The 20,128-nt window shown below is 33.8% G+C and carries 16 protein-coding genes; 12 read left to right on the top strand and 4 right to left on the bottom strand.

The features are described from left to right. The 6 genes from ACKJXD_RS09750 to ACKJXD_RS09725 all read left to right on the top strand — a co-directional run. A partial coding sequence (locus tag ACKJXD_RS09750; protein WP_430876187.1) for a DUF2345 domain-containing protein occupies window positions 1-1,051 on the top strand: 1,051 nt, incomplete at its 5' end. Beyond that, a complete protein-coding gene (locus ACKJXD_RS09745; protein WP_430876186.1) occupies window positions 1,048-1,635 on the top strand; it encodes a DUF4123 domain-containing protein in 588 nt (195 codons plus the stop codon). The genes ACKJXD_RS09750 and ACKJXD_RS09745, both read left to right, overlap by 4 nt. Continuing rightward, entirely contained in the window at window positions 1,619-2,446 is an 828-nt protein-coding gene (locus tag ACKJXD_RS09740) for a hypothetical protein (protein WP_294826959.1), read from the top strand. Before ACKJXD_RS09745 ends, ACKJXD_RS09740 begins: the two co-directional genes overlap by 17 nt. Before the next feature lie 16 nt (window positions 2,447-2,462). Beyond that, window positions 2,463-4,031 (top strand): hypothetical protein, encoded by a 1,569-nt coding sequence (locus tag ACKJXD_RS09735; RefSeq protein WP_430876185.1) that lies wholly within the window; start codon window positions 2,463-2,465, stop codon window positions 4,029-4,031. A gap of 26 nt (window positions 4,032-4,057) precedes the next feature. Further along, window positions 4,058-5,593: a hypothetical protein gene (locus tag ACKJXD_RS09730; RefSeq protein WP_294826964.1), complete on the top strand. Its 1,536-nt coding sequence runs from the start codon at window positions 4,058-4,060 to the stop codon at window positions 5,591-5,593. Window positions 5,594-5,609: 16 nt separating this feature from the next. Then, window positions 5,610-7,202, top strand: coding sequence for a hypothetical protein (locus tag ACKJXD_RS09725; RefSeq protein ID WP_430876184.1), 1,593 nt, complete (start codon window positions 5,610-5,612; stop codon window positions 7,200-7,202). A 200-nt stretch (window positions 7,203-7,402) separates the two neighbouring features. On the opposite strand, the gene rlmKL is transcribed toward ACKJXD_RS09725, so the two are convergent. The 4 genes from rlmKL to ACKJXD_RS09705 all read right to left on the bottom strand — a co-directional run bounded on the left by rlmKL (window position 7,403) and on the right by ACKJXD_RS09705 (window position 13,347). Continuing rightward, window positions 7,403-9,523 (bottom strand): bifunctional 23S rRNA (guanine(2069)-N(7))-methyltransferase RlmK/23S rRNA (guanine(2445)-N(2))-methyltransferase RlmL, encoded by a 2,121-nt coding sequence (rlmKL, locus tag ACKJXD_RS09720; protein WP_430876183.1) that lies wholly within the window; start codon window positions 9,521-9,523, stop codon window positions 7,403-7,405. Window positions 9,524-9,654: 131 nt separating this feature from the next. Beyond that, the gene (locus ACKJXD_RS09715; protein ID WP_267351673.1) at window positions 9,655-10,206 is read right to left on the bottom strand and encodes an MltR family transcriptional regulator; all 552 of its coding nucleotides are present in this window, start codon (window positions 10,204-10,206) and stop codon (window positions 9,655-9,657) included. Next, on the bottom strand, window positions 10,196-11,374 hold the full coding sequence (locus tag ACKJXD_RS09710; protein WP_430876182.1) for a mannitol-1-phosphate 5-dehydrogenase: 1,179 nt from the start codon (window positions 11,372-11,374) through the stop codon (window positions 10,196-10,198). Before ACKJXD_RS09710 ends, ACKJXD_RS09715 begins: the two co-directional genes overlap by 11 nt. 77 nt (window positions 11,375-11,451) lie before the next feature. Beyond that, the gene (locus ACKJXD_RS09705) at window positions 11,452-13,347 is read right to left on the bottom strand and encodes a PTS mannitol transporter subunit IICBA (RefSeq protein WP_430876181.1); all 1,896 of its coding nucleotides are present in this window, start codon (window positions 13,345-13,347) and stop codon (window positions 11,452-11,454) included. A gap of 602 nt (window positions 13,348-13,949) precedes the next feature. Here ACKJXD_RS09705 and ACKJXD_RS09700 point away from each other — a divergent pair. From ACKJXD_RS09700 to ACKJXD_RS09675, 6 genes are all read left to right on the top strand, one after another. Continuing rightward, window positions 13,950-14,513 (top strand): DNA-3-methyladenine glycosylase I, encoded by a 564-nt coding sequence (locus ACKJXD_RS09700; protein ID WP_430876180.1) that lies wholly within the window; start codon window positions 13,950-13,952, stop codon window positions 14,511-14,513. A gap of 12 nt (window positions 14,514-14,525) precedes the next feature. Beyond that, window positions 14,526-15,110: a YdcF family protein gene (locus tag ACKJXD_RS09695; protein ID WP_430876179.1), complete on the top strand. Its 585-nt coding sequence runs from the start codon at window positions 14,526-14,528 to the stop codon at window positions 15,108-15,110. A 127-nt stretch (window positions 15,111-15,237) separates the two neighbouring features. Beyond that, window positions 15,238-16,599: a tRNA uridine-5-carboxymethylaminomethyl(34) synthesis GTPase MnmE gene (mnmE, locus tag ACKJXD_RS09690; protein WP_220215660.1), complete on the top strand. Its 1,362-nt coding sequence runs from the start codon at window positions 15,238-15,240 to the stop codon at window positions 16,597-16,599. A 444-nt stretch (window positions 16,600-17,043) separates the two neighbouring features. Beyond that, window positions 17,044-17,679, top strand: coding sequence for a toxin VasX (locus ACKJXD_RS09685; protein WP_430876178.1), 636 nt, complete (start codon window positions 17,044-17,046; stop codon window positions 17,677-17,679). Between the two features lie 29 nt (window positions 17,680-17,708). Continuing rightward, window positions 17,709-19,037 (top strand): hypothetical protein, encoded by a 1,329-nt coding sequence (locus ACKJXD_RS09680; protein WP_430876177.1) that lies wholly within the window; start codon window positions 17,709-17,711, stop codon window positions 19,035-19,037. Between the two features lie 159 nt (window positions 19,038-19,196). Beyond that, complete coding sequence (locus ACKJXD_RS09675) at window positions 19,197-20,105, top strand: DUF5655 domain-containing protein (protein ID WP_430876176.1); 909 nt, start codon at window positions 19,197-19,199, stop codon at window positions 20,103-20,105. Window positions 20,106-20,128 lie beyond the last annotated feature (23 nt).

Genomic DNA, 20,128 nt, shown 5'->3' with positions numbered 1-20,128 from the left:
TCCATTAATAGATGGAACAGAAGTCGCGATAGGCTTCACGAATGGTAATCCCGATAGACCTTATATAGCTCATGCGATGCATGACAGTACCCATCCAGACCATGTAGCAACCGCCAACAAACATCGTAATGTTATTCGAACACCTGCCAATAACAAATTGCGTATGGATGATAAACGTGGACAAGAACACATTAAATTGGCGACCGAATACGGTAAAACCCAGCTTAATTTAGGGCATTTAGTTGACAGCGAAAAAACTAAACGTGGTGAAGGGTTTGAACTGAGAACGGATGAATGGGGAGCGATATCTGCTGAAAAAGGACTATATATAACAACCGAAACCAAACCTAATGCAACAGCTAAACAACTTGATATGGATGGGGCAAGCGCACAACTAAATAATGCTTTTTCAATTGCAGAGTCATTACAACAAGCTGTTCAGGCTTCCAAAGCCCATGCAGCCGAACTTGAAAGTCAGTCAGAACTTAAAAATACTCTTACTCAGTTAAATCAAAGTGGAATAATGGGGTACGCTAAAGAAGGTATTGGATTAACAAGCCCTAAAAATATTCAATTATCAACCAGTAAAAATGTTTCGATTATCGCCGAGGATAATACTGATATTAGTGTACTTAAAAAAATTACTTTGGCCGCTGGTGGAGCGTTAAGTTTTTTTGCTCATAAAATGGGTATAAAACTGTTTGCATCAAAAGGAAAAGTTGAAATTGAAGCTCAAAATGATGAGATGGCAATTACTGCAAAAAATGAAATTCAAATTAGTAGTATTGATGACTCTGTTATTTTAACGGCTCAACGTGATATCACATTAATCAGTGGTGGTTCTTATATTAAAATAAATAGTAATGGCATTGAATTAGGCACTAAAGGCAATATCCTATTAAAAAGTGGTTTATTTCAGAAAATGGGGCCAGCGAGTATTAATATTAATACGCAAGAAACTCATTTTGCTGATATTCCTCAAACTTCGCTTTGTGTCGAATGCTTAAGAAGGGCGGCTCGTCTTGGCGAAGTTATGTTGGAGATTGAATGATGAATGATAATAAAGTTTCCCTTCCTGAATTTCCTAAAAAGCAAGATATTATCGATGATCTTAAACAAGAATTAGATGATTTATCTACGGAAAACGTTGAAGAAAAAATCTATTGTTATGCAATTATTGACTGTGCACAGTTTGATAGTTGTTTTTACAAAATGTTTATCAAAGATCCCAATCTAATTTGTTGCTCTTTATTAGCAAATACGCCTTACGTTAAATCGTCAGAAGCAGGCCCCTTATTAATACAGATAGAAAAATATGAGCCTAGTTATCAAAATATTATTAATGAAATTTTAATTGCCCAAGTTGAAAAACCTTCTGTATTGTGGTTGTGGAGTAAAGCATCTTTCTTTTCTTTACAAGACTATTTAAAAGAACTGCTTTTTGCAGAAAACGAACAAGGTAAAAAATATTTCTTAAGATTTTATGATCCTCGTTGTTTCAATAATATGTTAGAGCTATTCAAAGCTGATAAGAATATTAGCTATTATCTCGAAAAGATAGAAAGTTGGGCAATACTTTGTGATGATCAATACCTATTTTTTAATAAGGATAACCATTATGCCGTTAAAGATTGATGATAAAGTCAATGTCATATTAAAAAAACAATCCATTGAGAATTATCTGGATAAACTGGTTAGCCATTGTCAAACAAACTATGCTTATCTGCGTGAAGCAGTTGGCTCTACAGCGCTCAAAAATATTTTACGATTAAGTTTAAATCATGCTAAACAAAATGGGTTTACCCAACAAGATACAACTCGATTCTATATTGATTTAATGATTTTGTTAGGCGCAAAGTTTCGTGATGATCCTCAATATAGTTGGATAAAAAAAATATTTGATGATTATCATGATTTTACTGAACTAACCATAGCAGAGGTGTTGTATTTTGATGTTATCCCTTTTTTAGAAAAATCGTATGGAGAAGGACTCTGTAACAAAGGTGAAATTTTTAAAAAACTTGATGATTATTTGAAAAGGCAACCACTAAAACATTCTACATCAATAGCTCCTGCTGATATCAATAAAGATAATATAAAACAGGAGGTTGTTAATTCATTGAATGAAATCGTTCAAGCTAAGTTTGAAGCAACAAAAGAAGATGATTTTGAAAAATTATTAACATTTGGTCTTGATAGAGCTCAAAAACATTTGCATATGAATCATCCCGAAGAAATTACGACAAGTATAGTATTAATGTTTATATTGGGTAGCTATTTTGATGAAGACCCTTTTGTAATAGGTACCGAAAAGAACCTGATAAAGGAATTTGAAGGAAATAATGACTCACCAAGATTCAATACTATCTATGAAAGGTTTTGTTTTCAGTTCAATTGGTTGCCATTGCTGATTAAAATTAATACGAATGAAATGAGCCAAGCTTAAATAAAAGAGTTTTAGAATGCAAATAACATCTATCATTGAATTTCCAAAAACTACTTCTGCTGTCGAGAATTATTCTGCTTCTTGTTTAAAAAAATTTACTATTCATTTTAGAAGACCAGCTAAGATAAAACAAAAAAATAATGCACTTTATCGGGGGGAATATGGTTTTGATTGGTTACGAGATGAATATGTTTATCCGATTGAATTTGTTGATATGAAAGAAACTTACCCGTCAAATGGAGATTGGGTGTCTGTTAAAAAATATACATCTTTATGTCAACAACCTTATTTTCTAAAAAAAGAGTATTTAAAAGATGTAAAAAATCCTATAAAACCCTATAACAAAGATTATTATCCTGCTTGGCTTGCTATCTATGCTTGTAATATTGAAGGAAACGCAAATTCTCCAATGCACAATAAAGGCGTTGATCTCAATCTTCAATTAGATGAAATTGATTCAATCATTAATGATGGTACCGAAATAATTTTAAAACCGGGAAAGCCTTGTTTAAAAGTAAATCCAGAGCGTATTCCAATTTCAAAATTTATAGCACAAGGAAAAAAAACCAGAATCTTGGATCAATATAGCAAAGAAAAGATTAATTATTATGAAATTGAAAATGCGGTGAATGTCATTTGTCAGGGAGGGACTTTGGATACTCACGAGGAAATAAAAGTATTTGCTAAACTGGGTGATACTGAAATTGAAGTAGGAAAACTCATGGTTTATCAAAATAATATCATACCTAAATTAAAGGTTAATTTAGTGTGTGTGGTATTAGATGAAGATGAGAATGGAAATAAGATTATTCCTGATTATGAGAGCGCTATTAATCACTTAAAAAATGAAAAAATATTAACTCAGGCATTGATCAATCTCGAATTGTTAGCAGTAGAAGCGTTTGATATGCTTGAATTAGCCCAAACACTAAGTTTTGAAACGGATCTCAATGACTTTATAACGTTAATTAAAAACGAAAAAGTCATGAAATTGGGAATAATGCCGAATGGAATGAATGCAGCAGAATATATTAGCAAAAATATAATGAAATTTTACAGAAAATATAGTCAGCTTATTACTTCTCAAAATGAAGGTAGTGTAACGATATTTTTTGTTGGATTAAATCCGTTAGATGGGGATGTAGCTGGATTAACGATTAATTCTCCTAATGAAAAACATTATGTTGGAGTAACGAAAGAAGAGAAATTGTTATACCAAAGTTACTGTTTTTTTTTCAAAAGTGGGCTTAATAATGCTCTCTCAATTAAACATGAAGTTGGACATATCATGGGTTTACTCCATATCTTCCAAAAATTAAGAGACAAAACATCAATTTCTGAAAGTCAATTCTATCATTCTGAATTAAATGAATTTAACATTTATAGTAAAATAACCAATAATTTTATTTTTTATCAGGGTTATACAGAAAATATTATGGATTATAATTTTAAAACAGTAAATGCTAAACCTGAGCAATTTTCAACTTTATATACTCATGTATTAAACCAATACGCAAAAAAAATGGATTCATTTTATAAATGGCAATGGGATTCAATGCGTCAATCTTCACTGTTGAAATATTAGTTTACTGGTTATTAATGGTTATTTAAGTGTCAAAAAAATTGTTTTGTAATTTTCCGAAAACAAGTTCATTAATTGGTGATCCGACCGCCTCATGTTTACAAAAATTTACCATTCATTTTAGAAGACCAGCTAAGATAAAACAAAAAAATAATGCACCTTATCGAGGGGAATATGGTTTTGATTGGTTACGAGATGAATATGCTTATCCTATAGAATTTGTTGAAATGAAAGAAATTTTCTCGCCAAATAGAAGCTGGGATTTTGTTAAAAAATATACACCGCTATGTCAACAGCCCTATGATCTTAAAAAAGAGTATCTAAAAGATGTAAAAAATCCCATAAAACCATATAACAAAGATTATTATCCTGCTTGGCTTGCTATCTTTGCTTGTAATATTGAAGGAAATGCAAATTCACCAATGCACAATAAGGGTGTTGATCTTAATCTTCAATTAGATGAAATTGACTCAATCATTGATGACGGTACCGAGATAGTTTTAAAACCAGGAAAGTCTTGTTTAAAGGTAAATCCAGAACGGATCCCAATTTCAAAATTTATAGCACAAGGAAAAAAAACCAGAATATTAGATCAGTATAGTAAAGAAGAGATTAATTATTATGAAATCGAAAATGCGGTGAATGTCATTTGTCAGGGAGGAGCCTTGGATACTCACGAGGAAGTAAAAGTATTCGCTAAACTGGGGTCTACTGAAATTGAAGTTGGAAAATTGATGGTTTATCAAAATAATATTATACCCAAATTAAAAGTTAATTTAGTGAGTGTGGTATTAGAAAAAGATAAGAATGGAAATAAGATTCGTCCAGAATATATGAGTGCCATAAATCATTTATTAAATGATAAAGTCTTAACTCAAGCATTGATCAAAAGCGAATTATCAGCAGTACAAGAATTTGATATGTTTGAATTTGTAAATAAACTAGAAGTTAAGGATGAACTCCAAACTTTTTTGAGATGGATTGCAGAAAGAGAAAAAATGGCAAAGGAGCAAATACCGCATGAAAAAGTCAATTCAGAGGTAGACTATATCTGGAAAATAGTAATGGATTATTATAGAAAATTTCAAGAAGTTAACGCATCTTCAAAAGATATTAATAGTTATATTTATAATGAAGATAGTTTAACGATATTTTTTATTGGATTAGATCCGGTCACTGAATTTTTGAGTGGAGGGACTTACAATTATCCTTACGATAAACATAATAATGATGTAACTAGGGAAGAAGAAAAGTTATACCAAGCATATTGTTTTTACTTCAAAAGAGCTTTTAGTGATGCGATTGCAATTAAACATGAACTAGGCCATGCAATGAGGTTACACCATCTCTTCGAAAAACCAAAAGATGAACCTTCAACTTCTAATAATTTTCTTTTTTATCTGGGTTATACGGAAAATATTATGGATTATGGTTTTAAATACATAGATAAAGAATTACCCTCAAATAAATTAGTTCAAGGGTATAATCAATACGACAAAAAAATGGATTCATTTTATAAGTGGCAATGGGATAAAATGCGTAAATCTTCTATGTTAAAATATTAACTTAAAGGGGAAATTTATGATTAAAGATATTGCAAAAACAACATTTTGCGATTTTCCAAAAACAAGTTCATTAATAGATGATTTGACCACATCATGTTTAAAAAAATTTACTATTCATTTTAGAAGACCTGCTACCATAAAACAAAAAAATAATGCACCGTATCAAGGTCAATATGGTTTTGATTGGTTACGAGATGAGTATATTTATCCGATAGAATTTGTTGATCTGAAAGAAGATCAATTTAGAAATTTAATATACATAAAAAAATATACTCCCTTATGTCAACAACCCTATTTTCTAAAAAAAGAATATTTAAAAGATGTCAAAAATCCTATAAAACCCTACAACAAAGATTATTATCCTGCTTGGCTTGCTATCTATGCTTGTAATATTGAAGGAAACGCAAATTCTTCAATGCACAATAAAGGCGTTGATCTCAATCTTCAATTAGATGAAATTGACTCAATCAATGATGATGATACGGAGATAATTTTAAAACCGGGAAAGTCTTGTTTAAAGGTAAATCCAACTCAGATTCCAATTTCAAAATTCATAGCACAAGGAAAAAAAACCAGAATCTTGGATCAATATAGCAAAGAAAAGGTCAATTATTATGAAATTGAAAATGCGGTGAATGTCATTTGTCAGGGAGGGACTTTGGATACTCACGAGGAAATAAAAGTATTTGCTAAACTGGGTGATACTGAAATTGAAGTAGGAAAACTCATGGTTTATCAAAATAATATCATACCTAAATTAAAGATTAATTTAGTGAGTGTGATATTAGAAAAAGATGAAAAAGGAAATAAGATTCGTCCAGATTACGTGAAATCAATTAATAGTTTATTAAGCAATAAAACATTCAATCAGGCATTAATCAAACCCGAAATAACATCAATTGAGGAATTTGATATGCTAAAATTTTCTGAAGAAAATCCGCAGAATAGTAAACTAAAATCTTTTTTAGATAATGTTAAAAATAAAGCTCTTATGTCGAAGAAGGTGAGTAAAAATAAATCACCAGATAAATATGTGTTTTTTAGGATAATACATTACTATAAGGTATATAAAGAAATTCTCAATTCTTTCAACGAAAAACAAAGTAATCCACAGAATCATATCGTAACGTTATTTTTTGTTACCGTGAATCCATTGAATGGAAGGATTGGAGGTTTAACTATAAAAGATTTTAAGGAAATGAACCATAAAGGTATAACAATTGAAGAAAAGATGTTATACCACGGTTATAGTATTTATTTCCAAAATTCGCTAAAAGATAATTGCACAATTCAACATGAACTAGGGCATTCACTGACTTTACATCATATTTTCGAAAAACAAGTATCGAGTCCACCAATAACTGAACGTTTATTTAATCAATTTGAATTAAATAATTTTAATATTTATTCAGAAGTCTCCAATGATTTTGTCTTTTATCAAGGATATACGGAAAATATTATGGATTATAGTTTCAAAAGAGTTTCAATTAAAATTGAAAAAAATTATGTTCTATCAAATTCAGATGATAACAAATATCGAGGTAACAGATATTCATTTTTTAAATGGCAATGGGATTTAATGCGTAATTCTCCTGTTTTGGTGTATTAACTGACAAGCTTATTTATAAGTATTAAAATATAATACTCTGATTTCAAAAATTTTATTAATAGATGAACCAAGAATTAAACGGTGGGTAATAATAAAAAATTAGAGGCTGACTAAATTTATTTTTGAATAAAATAATCAGCCTTTAAGTAGCTTTAATTTTCAGAATCACTGTATAAGAAGCATTCAACTTGCAATGGCTATTAATTATGTTTAATAATAAAACAACAATGAATCTGTTTATTGCGTTTAAAGTCTAATGATAGTGTTTTATTAGTGATTTCTTGAAAGGTTAAGCCTAATTTTTGCATACCTTGCGCATCCATTTTAAAACCTCGTTTATTATTCGAAAAGACAATAACGCCATTTGGTCTTAGTAATCGTTTTAGATCGCTCATTAACTTAAGATGATCACGTTGAACATCAAATGTCTCATTCATGCGTTTAGAATTTGAAAATGTCGGGGGATCGATAAAAATGAGATCAAACTGTTCATTGCATTGTGCAAGATAGAGCAAACAATCAGCTTGAATTAAGCGATGTTTTTTACCCGTTAAATCATTTTGTTTTAAATTGCGATCTGCCCATTCCAAATAGGTACGTGACATATCCACGGTGGTAGTTGATTTTGCATTGCCTAACCCTGCGTAAACGGTGGCAGTTCCTGTGTAAGCAAACAGATTAAGAAAATCTTTATTATCACTCATTTCACCTATCATTTTACGTGCCAAGCGATGATCTAAAAACAGGCCTGTGTCTAAATAATCAGTCACATTTACCCAAAATTGGGTTTTACGGTGATTGATGGGGTATTCATGCACTAAAAAATAATCCTGCTTTTGAGCAAGTTTTTGATATTGTTGTTTACCTTTTTGCTTTTCCCGAGTTTTTAAGATCAGTTGATCGGCTGTTAATTCTAATACAGACATAGTCGCATTAATGATATCAAATAGCCGTTGCCGTGTTTTTTGAGGATCAATATTTTTGGGGGCTGCATATTCTTGCACGACAACTTTGTCTCTGTAACGGTCAATGGCAACATTATATTCCGGCAGGTCAGCATCATAAAGACGATAACATTCCAATTGCTCTTGAGTAGCCCATTTTTCCAGTTTTTGCTTATTTTTACGTAATCGATTCGCAAAATCCGCTGCCGGTAAATTAGGATTAGAAACCGGTAGCGTGTTATCACGTTTGGCGATGACATAATTTTTTTGCACACAATCCAGTGGGCCATTTTTTGCCTTAAATTGCTTATCTGCACGCATTTGTAAGCAATCTAATAGTTGTGGGGCTCCACTAAACAGTGATAGGCGCCAACCACCAAAATGTTGTTTAATAAGTTGACCTAACGCAGTATGTAGGGCAATGAGTGCAGGTTCACTTTCTAAACGCTCACCGTAAGGCGGATTGCTGATAATCATGCCTGATGATTCGGATGAAAGTGGATTGATTAATTGAGTTACATCTTGTTTGGCAAAACTAATATAATCGCTCACGCCTGCATAACGTGCATTTTGTTGTGCACGTTCCAACACTATTGCATTATTATCATAACCAATAAAAACGCCTTTGGGGTGGCAAATATTCTGTTTTGCTCTTAATAGCAGATCATTCCAAAGTGTAGGATTAAACCCTTTCCATGCTAAAAAGCCCCATTGTTTTCGATGAAATCCTGGTGGGATTTTAGCTGCAATCATGGCTGCTTCAATTAACAATGTACCCGAACCACACATAGGATCAAGTAGCGGTTCATCAATTTGCCAGCCTGATCGTAAAATGATTGCTGTCGCTAAACTCTCTTTTAGTGGTGCTTGACCTGTTTGTTGACGATAACCACGTTGATGCAGGCTCTCTCCACTTAAATCAAGGGATAGCGTAACACGATTTTTATGAAGATAAGCATGAATTCGAATATCGGGATCGTGTTTTGCAACATTAGGACGTGTATTTGTTTGTCGGACAAAATGATCGACAATTGCATCCTTGATTTTCAATGCACCATATTGACTATTACGGATAAAATCATTTACCCCGACAAAATTGATGACAAATGAATTATCGACGGCAAAAATATCAGTCCATTTTAGATTAAAAACGCAAGAATAGAGATCCAAATCACTATATATATCAAATTCAGCAAGAGGTAATAGAATGCGTGATGCTAAACGAGACCATAATAAAGACTGATATAACGTTGTTTCATCGGCATCATAATAGACACCACCTTGAGTAACTTTACAATTGATCGAGCCTAACTCTTCTAACTCTTTCTTAAGTAACTCCTCAAGTCCGCGCGAGGTGCTGGCAAATAACGTTTTCATGAATAACCCAATTTACAATAAAATGGTGGCATTATACCGACTAAATGAAAGAGTGGGAAATAAAGCCGATCATTACCGCTAACTTTACCCACTTAAAATAATTTTTACGTTAAAAAGTCGGTAATAGACAGTTAATCATGATCTTTATGTTTGGGTTTATTACTAATTCGAAGTATAAGATCGGTGATCGCAATAATCAGCGCTGAACGGATCATTTGCTGATAACGATTTTGTAAAATGGATGATTTAAAATTATCGACAATCCCGAGTTCGGCAACTTGATCTTGTTGTAACACCCAATTTTGCGGTAACACCATATCATGTAATAAGCTTATCGGTCCAAGAATCTCGTCATCACTATAATGATAGTGTTTATCACTAAGATCCAGCTCATCTAAAATGGCAATAAGTAATTCGATATCTTCATAATCTGCACGGCTTAAAATGCCCAAAGCAAAAAGCAATTTTAAACAAACAGATGTATCATTTAAAGGCCCATTTTTACCAATAAGTGAAGGAATCACAAATTTAATGGCATGGGGTTCCTTACAAAAAATGTTGAGAATCAACCGATTCACACTTTTGTTGATCAGTTTTATGGCGACAGTCAGCAAACTGTGAATATCAGTTTGCTGATTGAGTTTTTCTAGGATTCTATCTTCTTGTAGCCTTTTATCCGACATCTTTTAATAAAAATTGATGATTTTGCATTGCAGTATAAAGTTCTTCGATTGGTTGAACAACTGGATTATGACTATCAATGCCCGAAATTTGACAAAAAGTGGGTATCACTCCATGATTAACAATCTGTTTTGCTAATTGCACTGCTTGTTCATCATCATTATTCCGATAGTTAAGGGCAGCAGCAATACCAATCAATAAATTACAATTGTTAATCTGATATTCAAATGTGCCAAGTAGCGGTTTTATGAGACGATCACTTGCTCCTAATTTTCGTATGGGTTGACGTCCAACTCTGGCGGTATCATCGTGTAAATAGGGATTTTCAAAACGGGATAAAATCTTTTCGATATATGCCATGTGTTTTTGATCATCAAAATTATAGCGATGAATCAATACTTGCCCACTTTCTTCCATTGCTCCACGAACAATGAAACGAATTTGCTCATTCAATATTGCATCACGAATAGTTGCGAAATTGTAGTAAAAGCCCAAATAGGCCGTAATGGCATGCCCGGTATTGAGCGTAAATAATTTACGTTCAACAAAAGCCATAAGATTATCGACAGGCTCCATACCGGCTATATTCGGAATAGTACCAATAAATTGTTTTTTATCAACGATCCATTCTGAAAAGGTTTCAACCGTTACGGCTAATATATCACCTGATGGTGATAGGGTCGGCGGCACAATGCGATCGACCGCAGAATCAACAAAACCAATATGTGTTTCTACCCATTGATGTAAGGTTTCAGGTAATTGTGCAAAGATTGCTTGCTTAAATTGAGTAGTACCACGAACCATATTTTCACAGGCAATAATATTTAGCGGCGCTTGATTATCGTGTTGATATCTTTTCAAAATACCTTGAGCAACAATTGGGGCAATCTTATTCAATACTTGTGGACCAACAGCGGTTGTAATTAAATCAACCGTTGCAATGTGGTGGCAAATGTTAGGTGATGTACTGTTAATGGCGTCGACGTGATAGACTATCTCAGTACTTGCTTCTTCTCCAACTACATTGACCGAATATTGATGACGATGTGCCAATTCATCAATAATTTGCTGATTGACATCAGCAAAAGTGACGTGAAATCCTGCATCAGATAATAATTTACCAATAAAACCGCGTCCAATATTACCCGCGCCAAAGTGTAATGCTTTCATAATTTATACCTTATATCTTGTGAGTTTCAATAATGTTCGAGTTTTCTTATCTAAACGTAAGGCGTACAAAAACAGCATTAGCCTAATAAGGCTAAAACCTCTTTCACGCTGTGAGTTGTTGTGAGTTTTGTAATGGTATTGGGGTTATCGAGAGCGTTGGTCAGCTTTGCAATCACGTCCAAATGTTCGTTGTTACGTGCAGCTATCCCAATAACAATTTTGGCGTAATCCTCTTTGTTATCACCAAACTGAACACCTGAGGGGTATTGGCAAAATACGATACCTGTATTAATTACACTGTCTTTAGATTCAATGGTGCCATGAGGGACAGCGATAAATTCACCTAAATAGGTTGAGGTCAGTTTTTCACGTTCTAGCATCGATTCAATGTAGGCAGGGGAAACATAGCCATTTTCTACTAATTTTTGACCGGCGAAACGGATTGCTTCTTCTTTTGTTTTGGCGGTTAAATTTAAAAAAATATTTTTGTCGGTTAATTGGAAGAGAGGGGAATTATCGGAAGTTTGGGGGGGATTTTTTGTCGTTATCTTTTGTTCAATTCCTAGTGCGTGGTTAAGTTGGTCGACTAATTGACTGTATAACTCACTATCTAAAAAGTTAGTTAACGATATATGCCAAGCATTGGGGGCATACTGTCTGGCTCGGTGCGTTAAATCTTGATGCGTAATGACGATATCTACATCATCGGGCAGATCATTAATGGCTAGATTGCTAACATTGATTGCCAAGTTGGCATTTTCAATCTTCTTGCGTAAAACACCGGCACCCATTGCACTTGAGCCCATGCCTGCATCGCAAGCCACGATTATTTTTTTGACTTTAGTTAGATCAAACGTTTCATTTTTTCTTCCTTTAGCCTCATCTTTCATGCTTGAGAGACTTAATTTTGCATCATCAAGACTTTTAGACGATGTTTTGGTTGTTTTTAATAAAATCAATGACATAACAAAAGAGACAGCCGTCGCCGCCATGACGGAAAGCGTTACGCCAAGATAGGAACCTTTTGCCATACTCATTACAGCAAAAATCGAACCGGGCGAAGCTGGAGCTGTTAAACCTGCATGAAAAACTGTTAACGTGAATATTCCGGTCATTCCGCCCATAATAACGGCAATAATCAAGCGGGGATTCATTAACACATAGGGAAAGTAGATCTCATGAATTCCGCCAAAAAAATGAATGATCGCAGCACCACTAGCCGATCCTTTTGCGGCACCCTTACCAAAAAACATATAGGCCAGTAAAAGCCCTAAACCGGGACCAGGATTGGCTTCAATTAAAAAGAAAATCGATTTACCGGTTTCTGCTACTTGTGTCACACCCAATGAGGTAAAGACACCATGATTAATGGCATTGTTGAGGAACAAAACTTTAGCCGGTTCGACCAAAATAGAGGTGAGTGGCAATAATCCATGATCAACCATAAATTGGACGGCGATAATCAATATATTGGTTAACCAAGCCACGGCTGGACCAATTGCAAAATAAGCAATTAGTGCAAGCATCATACCAAGAATGCCAGCTGAAAAGTTATTGACTAACATCTCAAAACCACTTTTAACCTTACCATCTATTAAGCGATCAAATTGCTTGATCATAAAGCCGCCTAAAGGACCAGCTATCATTGCGCCTAAAAACATTGGTATAGATGACCCGACAATTACGCCAATAGTCGTAATCGCACCAACAACGGCGCCACGGTCGTTATACATGAGTTTACCGCCGGTATAACCAATTAATAGTGGCAGTAAATAAGTGATCATCGGTCCAATAAACGATGTTGATACACGTTCATTTGGAAACCAGCCCCCAGCACTGGGATCCCTTGCATTGTATAAAAAAATAGCGGTGATCAACCCCCATGCGATAAATGCGCCAATATTTGGCATAACCATATTGCTTAAAAAACGCCCAAAATTTTGGACTTTAACTTTTATGTTTGAACGACTCATTTTCGTTACCTTCCTTATTGATTGATGTCATTGAATTAACACTATTTTAGATACGTTCATGGCGTGGATTCATTAGAAAAAGTCAGTAAACGTGATCAAGATCACGTTGCAAAAGGAGGGGTATTTTTAAAATTTGTGATCTTAATCACACTTTAATGGGGTGAACAAAAAATATTCTAAAAAAGCGGAAGGAATATCAAAAAAATTTCAAAAAAAACAGTAGGTAACATTTTGATTATTAAATTATATAAATGATTTAACTAGTTATTTAAACCAAGTTGTTTTGAAGTATGAATCTTAATTTAAAATTGAATACTTTATGATTCATGTTATTTAAAAATAATAGGATAACTAGTAAAAAAGCGGGTAAAGTAAACTTGTTATTAATTTTTTAGTTTTAGTAGGAAAGAATATATTTTAGTTTTAAAAATGATATGCCCCATTTTTAAAAATCGAGCTTAGGTAGATTGAATCATCATATTGTTTTGACAACAATTTTTATTTAGTAATTTCGATATTAATCTTATAATATTGAAATTCCTTTTTTGTAAATGAAGACAAAGTTATTCATAATACAACCAATTTGTTAGGATAAAATTTAAATGACAGTTCAAGAAATAATACGTTGTGACTGGGTTTCAAATGATCCTTTATATATAAATTATCACGATAACGAATGGGGTGTTGCCCAGTATGATAGCCTCAGATTATTTGAGAAAATCTGTTTAGAAGGACAACAAGCCGGATTATCTTGGATCACGGTATTGAAAAAGCGTGAAGAATATCGGCGCTGTTTTTTTGATTTTATCCCAGAAAAAATTATTACGTTAACCCAAAAAGATGTTGAACGTTTACTCGAAAATAAAGGATTAATTCGAAATCGATTAAAACTTAATAGTATTATAAAAAATGCACAGGCTTATCTAACAATGAAAAAAAATAATGAAGATTTTTCGACATTTATTTGGTCTTTTGTCGACGGTAAACCGATTATCAATCACTACAAGGATATTAGTGAAGTGCCTGTTAGTACCGATATTTCTGATAATATGTCAAAAGCTTTAAAAAAGAGAGGCTTTTCTTTTGTTGGTTCAACGATTTGTTATGCTTTTATGCAATCAATGGGGTTAGTCAATGACCATTTTGAACATTGTTATAAAAAATAGGGGTTATAATAAATGATCGTTAAATTAATTAAGTACGGCTTAGTGTTAATCTTTACTTATTTTGTTATAACTAACATCGTTATTTATCTTTATTCTAAACAAGATCCGACACCAGATGCTGATACCTTAGTTGTATTAGGTGCACAAGTTGTTGGTACGCCTGCTGTTCCTCATTACAGTTTAGCTCAACGTTTAGATATTGCCTTCGATTATTTACAACGTAATCCACGAACGAAAGTTATTGTATGTGGGGGACAAGGTAAAAATGAGTCTGCAACCGAAGCGAGTGTGATGGCACAATATCTAATTAATAAGGGTATTGACCCAAAACGTGTTTACCAAGAAGATAAATCGACTCGAACGGCTCAACAATTTGTCTATGCGAATCGTGTATTGCCGTTAGGTAAGACAGTTGTGGTAACCAATGATTTTCATATTCTGCGTTCGCTAATGCTGGCTAAACGTTCAGGCTTTAACGAAATATCAGGTTTATCGGCGCCATTAGGCTGGGGAAATGGAGATAAATATATTGCACTAATAAGAGAACCCCTAGCATTGGCAAATTCATGGTTATTCGATCATCCAAATAACGACTAATAATTAGCCGACTTATCCTGTCACTAAAATTATAAAAGAATAACGGCAAAACCTATAGTCCTTAATGTTTTTGCCGTGCGTCCATGCTATTATTAAACATTCAAATTTAAATCAGCTATAAACATATATGAAATTAGATACAATTGTTGCACAAGCAACACCACCTGGTCGAGGTGGTGTGGGCATTTTGCGAATTTCGGGGCCACAGGCGCAAACCGTTGCACAAGCGATACTCGGCAAAATACCAAAACCTCGCTATGCTGAGTATCTTCCTTTTTTAGCTTCTGACGGTACAACCTTAGACGAAGGAATAGCGCTATTTTTTCCTAATCCTCACTCATTTACGGGTGAAGATGTACTAGAGTTACAAGGGCATGGTGGGCCTGTCATTTTAGATTTGCTTTTAAAACGGGTATTAGAGATTGCTAACGTCCGTATTGCAAAACCGGGTGAATTTTCAGAGCGTGCTTTTTTAAATGATAAATTAGATTTAGCCCAAGCCGAAGCCATAGCCGATTTAATTGATGCAAGTTCTGAACAAGCTGCAAAATCAGCGATATCATCCTTGCAAGGCGTCTTTTCGAAAAAAATTAATGAATTAGTTGAATCATTAATTCATTTACGCATTTTTACTGAAGCCGCAATAGATTTTCCTGAAGAAGAGATCGACTTTCTATCAGATGGCAAAATAGAAGCACAACTTAATGAAGTGATTACTCGCTTAAACGAAGTTCGCCAAGAAGCGAAACAAGGCTCACTATTACGAGAAGGAATGAAAGTGGTAATAGCCGGTCGCCCAAATGCAGGTAAATCAAGCTTACTTAATGCGTTGGCTGGTCGTGATGCGGCGATTGTTACCGATATTGCAGGCACAACGCGTGACGTATTACGTGAACATATTCATATCGATGGTATGCCCTTACATATTATTGATACCGCAGGATTACGTGATGCCAGTGATGAAGTTGAACGCATTGGTATTGAACGTGCTTGGCAAGAAATTGAACAAGCAGATAGGGTACTATTTATGGTCGATAGTACCACCACAACCGAAACCAATCCCGAAAAGTTATGGCCAGAATTTATAGAACGTTTACCCAAAAATATGCCTGTCACCGTCATACGTAACAAAGCAGATTTAACTGGCGAAGCATTAGGTTATAGTGAAGTCAATGGTTACTCACTTATCCAACTTTCCGCACGAACAGGGGACGGCGTAACACTACTGCGTGACCATTTAAAACAAGCCATGGGCTTTACCAGTAGTACTGAAGGCGGCTTTTTAGCGCGTCGACGACATCTGCAAGCACTGGAAAAAGCGTCAGAACACCTCAACAATGGTAAGTACCAACTGACGGCTTTCCATGCAGGCGAACTCCTTGCCGAAGAACTTAGACTTGCCCAAGAAGCGCTAAGTGAAATCACTGGCGAATTTACTTCCGACGATTTATTAGGTCGTATCTTCAGTTCGTTTTGTATTGGGAAATAAAGTTTAACTAGGTTACTGCATTTAAATTTAATGAATTTTCATAGCGTTACTCTCTAAAATAACTATTGCAAAATGGTTAAAAAGAGTAATTTTATGTTTAGATATTGTTAATTTTTTTAAAAAATATCTAAAATATAAAATTACATAAATTTGAAAGCAGTAACTGAAAAGATCGAAAAATGGTTAGTTTATTGTGTTTTAATTTAATATTAAATCAAGTAAACTTCATTTGTGAATACAAAATAAATCATAATATCTTGCCTTAAGGTCAGATATATTAATAGGTACAAACCTGCCACATTGTAAACTTCACACTCATCGCTTCAATTTTAACAATATCTTATTTAAATATCGCAAAATAAATATTTTTATATTTATCAAGCGGAAATAACTCACATTAATTTGAGTAAAAAGAAATATTAATAAAAAATTGGAATGAATTAAATGGAAAAGCATACAACCACCAAAACTACAAAAGAAGAACAAGCCGCTGAACTCGAAGATCGCATTATTTATGCTGAAGCAACTAAGTATGGCAAGGATTCTCAATCAGCTTTAGCCAATGGAGGTTGTGGCGTTTGCGAACGTAAAGGATTTCCCATTTTTCTGGTCAGAAAAGCGCCGATTAATAAAAATTTTAACTTAGCCCAAATTATGGGTGAAACCATTGAATTATTGAAAGACAATCGAGAGCCACCCATTGGCTTAGTCAGCCATAAATATGTCTATCGAACCTTACGCGTCGGTTACGTTTATATCTTACTCAAACATAAAACGAATGGGTGGGAGTTTTTAGGATATGAAGTGACGCCTTCAGGCGTATTTCGCCATAAAACCATTACTGACTTAAAAGAGCGAAACATAAACGAGATCCCTAAAGCGTGTACTAAAGGTGGCAATCACCATATACCCGGTTCTTTTATCAATATTGACACCACAATATATGAAGGCGAAGCCTATATTGCCTACACTCGTCGAGCCTGGTCTCAAGGTAAAAACAGCACAATAGAAAAATACCTAAAATTAATGAATGAATCCAGTATCATTATTGAATCAGCTTCGAAGAGTAAGTCGACCTAGACAACCGGTGATGCTTCGACAAGCGAACATTGGGAGAACAAGATTTTTTAGAACAAGCGATAAAACGTTTTACTAAAATTAACCTGAATCAAGAAGCATACAAAGATCCAAACAAATTAACTGACGAGGGCAAGCGAAGTTTTGAGTTTAAAAAACTCAAATCCGATAATTCATTATTGGAGCTGGCTGCTGATCCCAGATTTATCATCACACATGATGGTAAAAAACGTTTGTTAAGTTCGAAAAACTTTATCACAGCCCACAAATTTAACTCATTACGAGACCGGTCAAAGACAAATAGTAAAGAGTTTTTAGAGACAAGCTTTGTCTTAGATGCGCAAATTGAGAAATTAGAAAAAACGCGTCAATACAAAGTCCCTGTTGTGGTTGTGGAAGATACATTTGGTATAGCGGAAGAACTGAGCTTACAACGACAATTAAGGATTGAGCCCATAGCGCAACTGGTGATTAAATCCGAAGAGATTTATAACCAAAAAATTGAAGAACATTTCAACAAAATTCTGGGGTCTAAACGTGTGGATAGAATAAGTCATGAAGAGACCAATGATGAAAATGTCAATCAATCCCCAAATTCAAATAACCTAATGATAAGCCAAGATTATGATTACTATTATAATGCGACGTTGGCTGCCGGAGTAAATGCAGATTATTTTAAAGAAGAAACACTGCATAAACGTAAAACGTTATCATTGATAAATAAATATCGCAATCAAATCAAAGCAATAGAATTATCAAAAGCACAAGAAGAGCCAGAATATGACTATATATCAAAAACCAATATAGGAGCGTACGAGCAAACTCATACTTGGCCAAGAACAAAAAACTTACTATCAAAGGGATATTTTGAAGTTCCGATGACAGATGAAGAAAAACGTAATCACCTGAAACAAAAAAATAAAGAAAAAGGGATTTTTAAAACCGAAGAATATTACGATGTCAAAGCTTTTAAACATAACAGTATAATAAATGGTCGGGCAGAACTCGATGCTTTATCGAGAACCCGCAAACATATGGAAAAATATGAAAAGCGATTAAACCCGGGGGCTGAAACGCAATTTACCGATTTAGAAAAAAACAGATATAACGCTATAATCCGTTCGATTAATCACTTTTCGCAGGACTATTTGTATTATTTGCTATGGTTATTTGGATATCAACACTGGTCACAACACACTCCAGACGAAATGAGTCAATTTAATGATTGCAAATTTTGGTTTATAAAGTGTGATACAAATTGCTCTAACAACCATGTAGGTTATCTTTCAGATTTTTTAGCGATCATTGATTTTACATGTATAGGTGGCGTGACGAACCCAATACAAATCTCTATACGATAATCATCTGATTAATGGGGCAAAAAATGCTTATTTTTTTACTGTTTAATTTAGGGGGATCATTGGATTGATATTCATAATATCTTTATTTTTATAAATAATGCAAAAAAATACGAAATCGTTTATTCTATGAAAAGTGATGTGATTGATTAGGAAGTAATAATGCAAATTTTCGCAAATAAAAGCCACAAATTGACTATCTTAAAAGAAAAGCCGTTCAAACTAGAAAAAGAGATCCAGTCATTATTCGAACATAATTTAGATATTATTGGTAATTTAACCTTTGTAAAATCTGAATTCAAAATAAAAGATTACCGCATTGATACCTTGGCTTATGATACCGAAGCAAATGCATTTGTCATTATTGAATATAAACGTGAACGTAATTTTAGTGTTATCGATCAGGGTGTGACCTACTTAAATCTTATGCTGGATTATCAGGCTGATTTCCTTGTCGAGTATAATGAATCTTGCCAAGCGAATTTAAAACGTCATCAAATTGATTGGTCGCAAAGTAAAATTATTTTTGTTTCCCCTGCATTTACTGATTATCAAAAACAATCGACTAACTTTAAAGATTTAGCCATAGAACTATGGGAAATTAAACGGTTTGATAATGACTTAATTTCGATTAACCCTATTAAACGTTCTAAATCAGCACCAAGTATTAAACAAGTGCAACATGCGAAAGATTCGGCATTAGATAAAGTAACCAAAGAGTTAGTTGTATATGATGAAGACTACCATTTGAATGATAAATCAGATTATGTTCTAGAGCTTTATGAAAGCTTTAAGAATGCTATTTTAGCGTTATCGACAGATCTAGAAATCTCACCTAAAAAACTTTATATCGCATTTAAACAAGGTAAAAATAATATTGTCTCTATACACTTACAAAATAAATCATTAAAAATTTGGATTAATGCTAAAAAAGGCAATCTTGACGATCCTAAAAAATTAACAAAAGACGTTTCTAATGTTGGTCATTGGGCGACGGGTGATTATGAATTAACTGTGTCTGATACTAAAAATTTAGAATATATTATGAGTTTGGTAAAGCAGGTGTTGTGAGGAACTTAACTCTACATATGGGT

It is taken from the genome of Gilliamella sp. G0441 (assembly GCF_050589305.1).
In the GTDB taxonomy this organism is placed as follows: domain Bacteria; phylum Pseudomonadota; class Gammaproteobacteria; order Enterobacterales; family Orbaceae; genus Gilliamella.
This window is presented reverse-complemented; position numbering and strand designations above follow the sequence as displayed.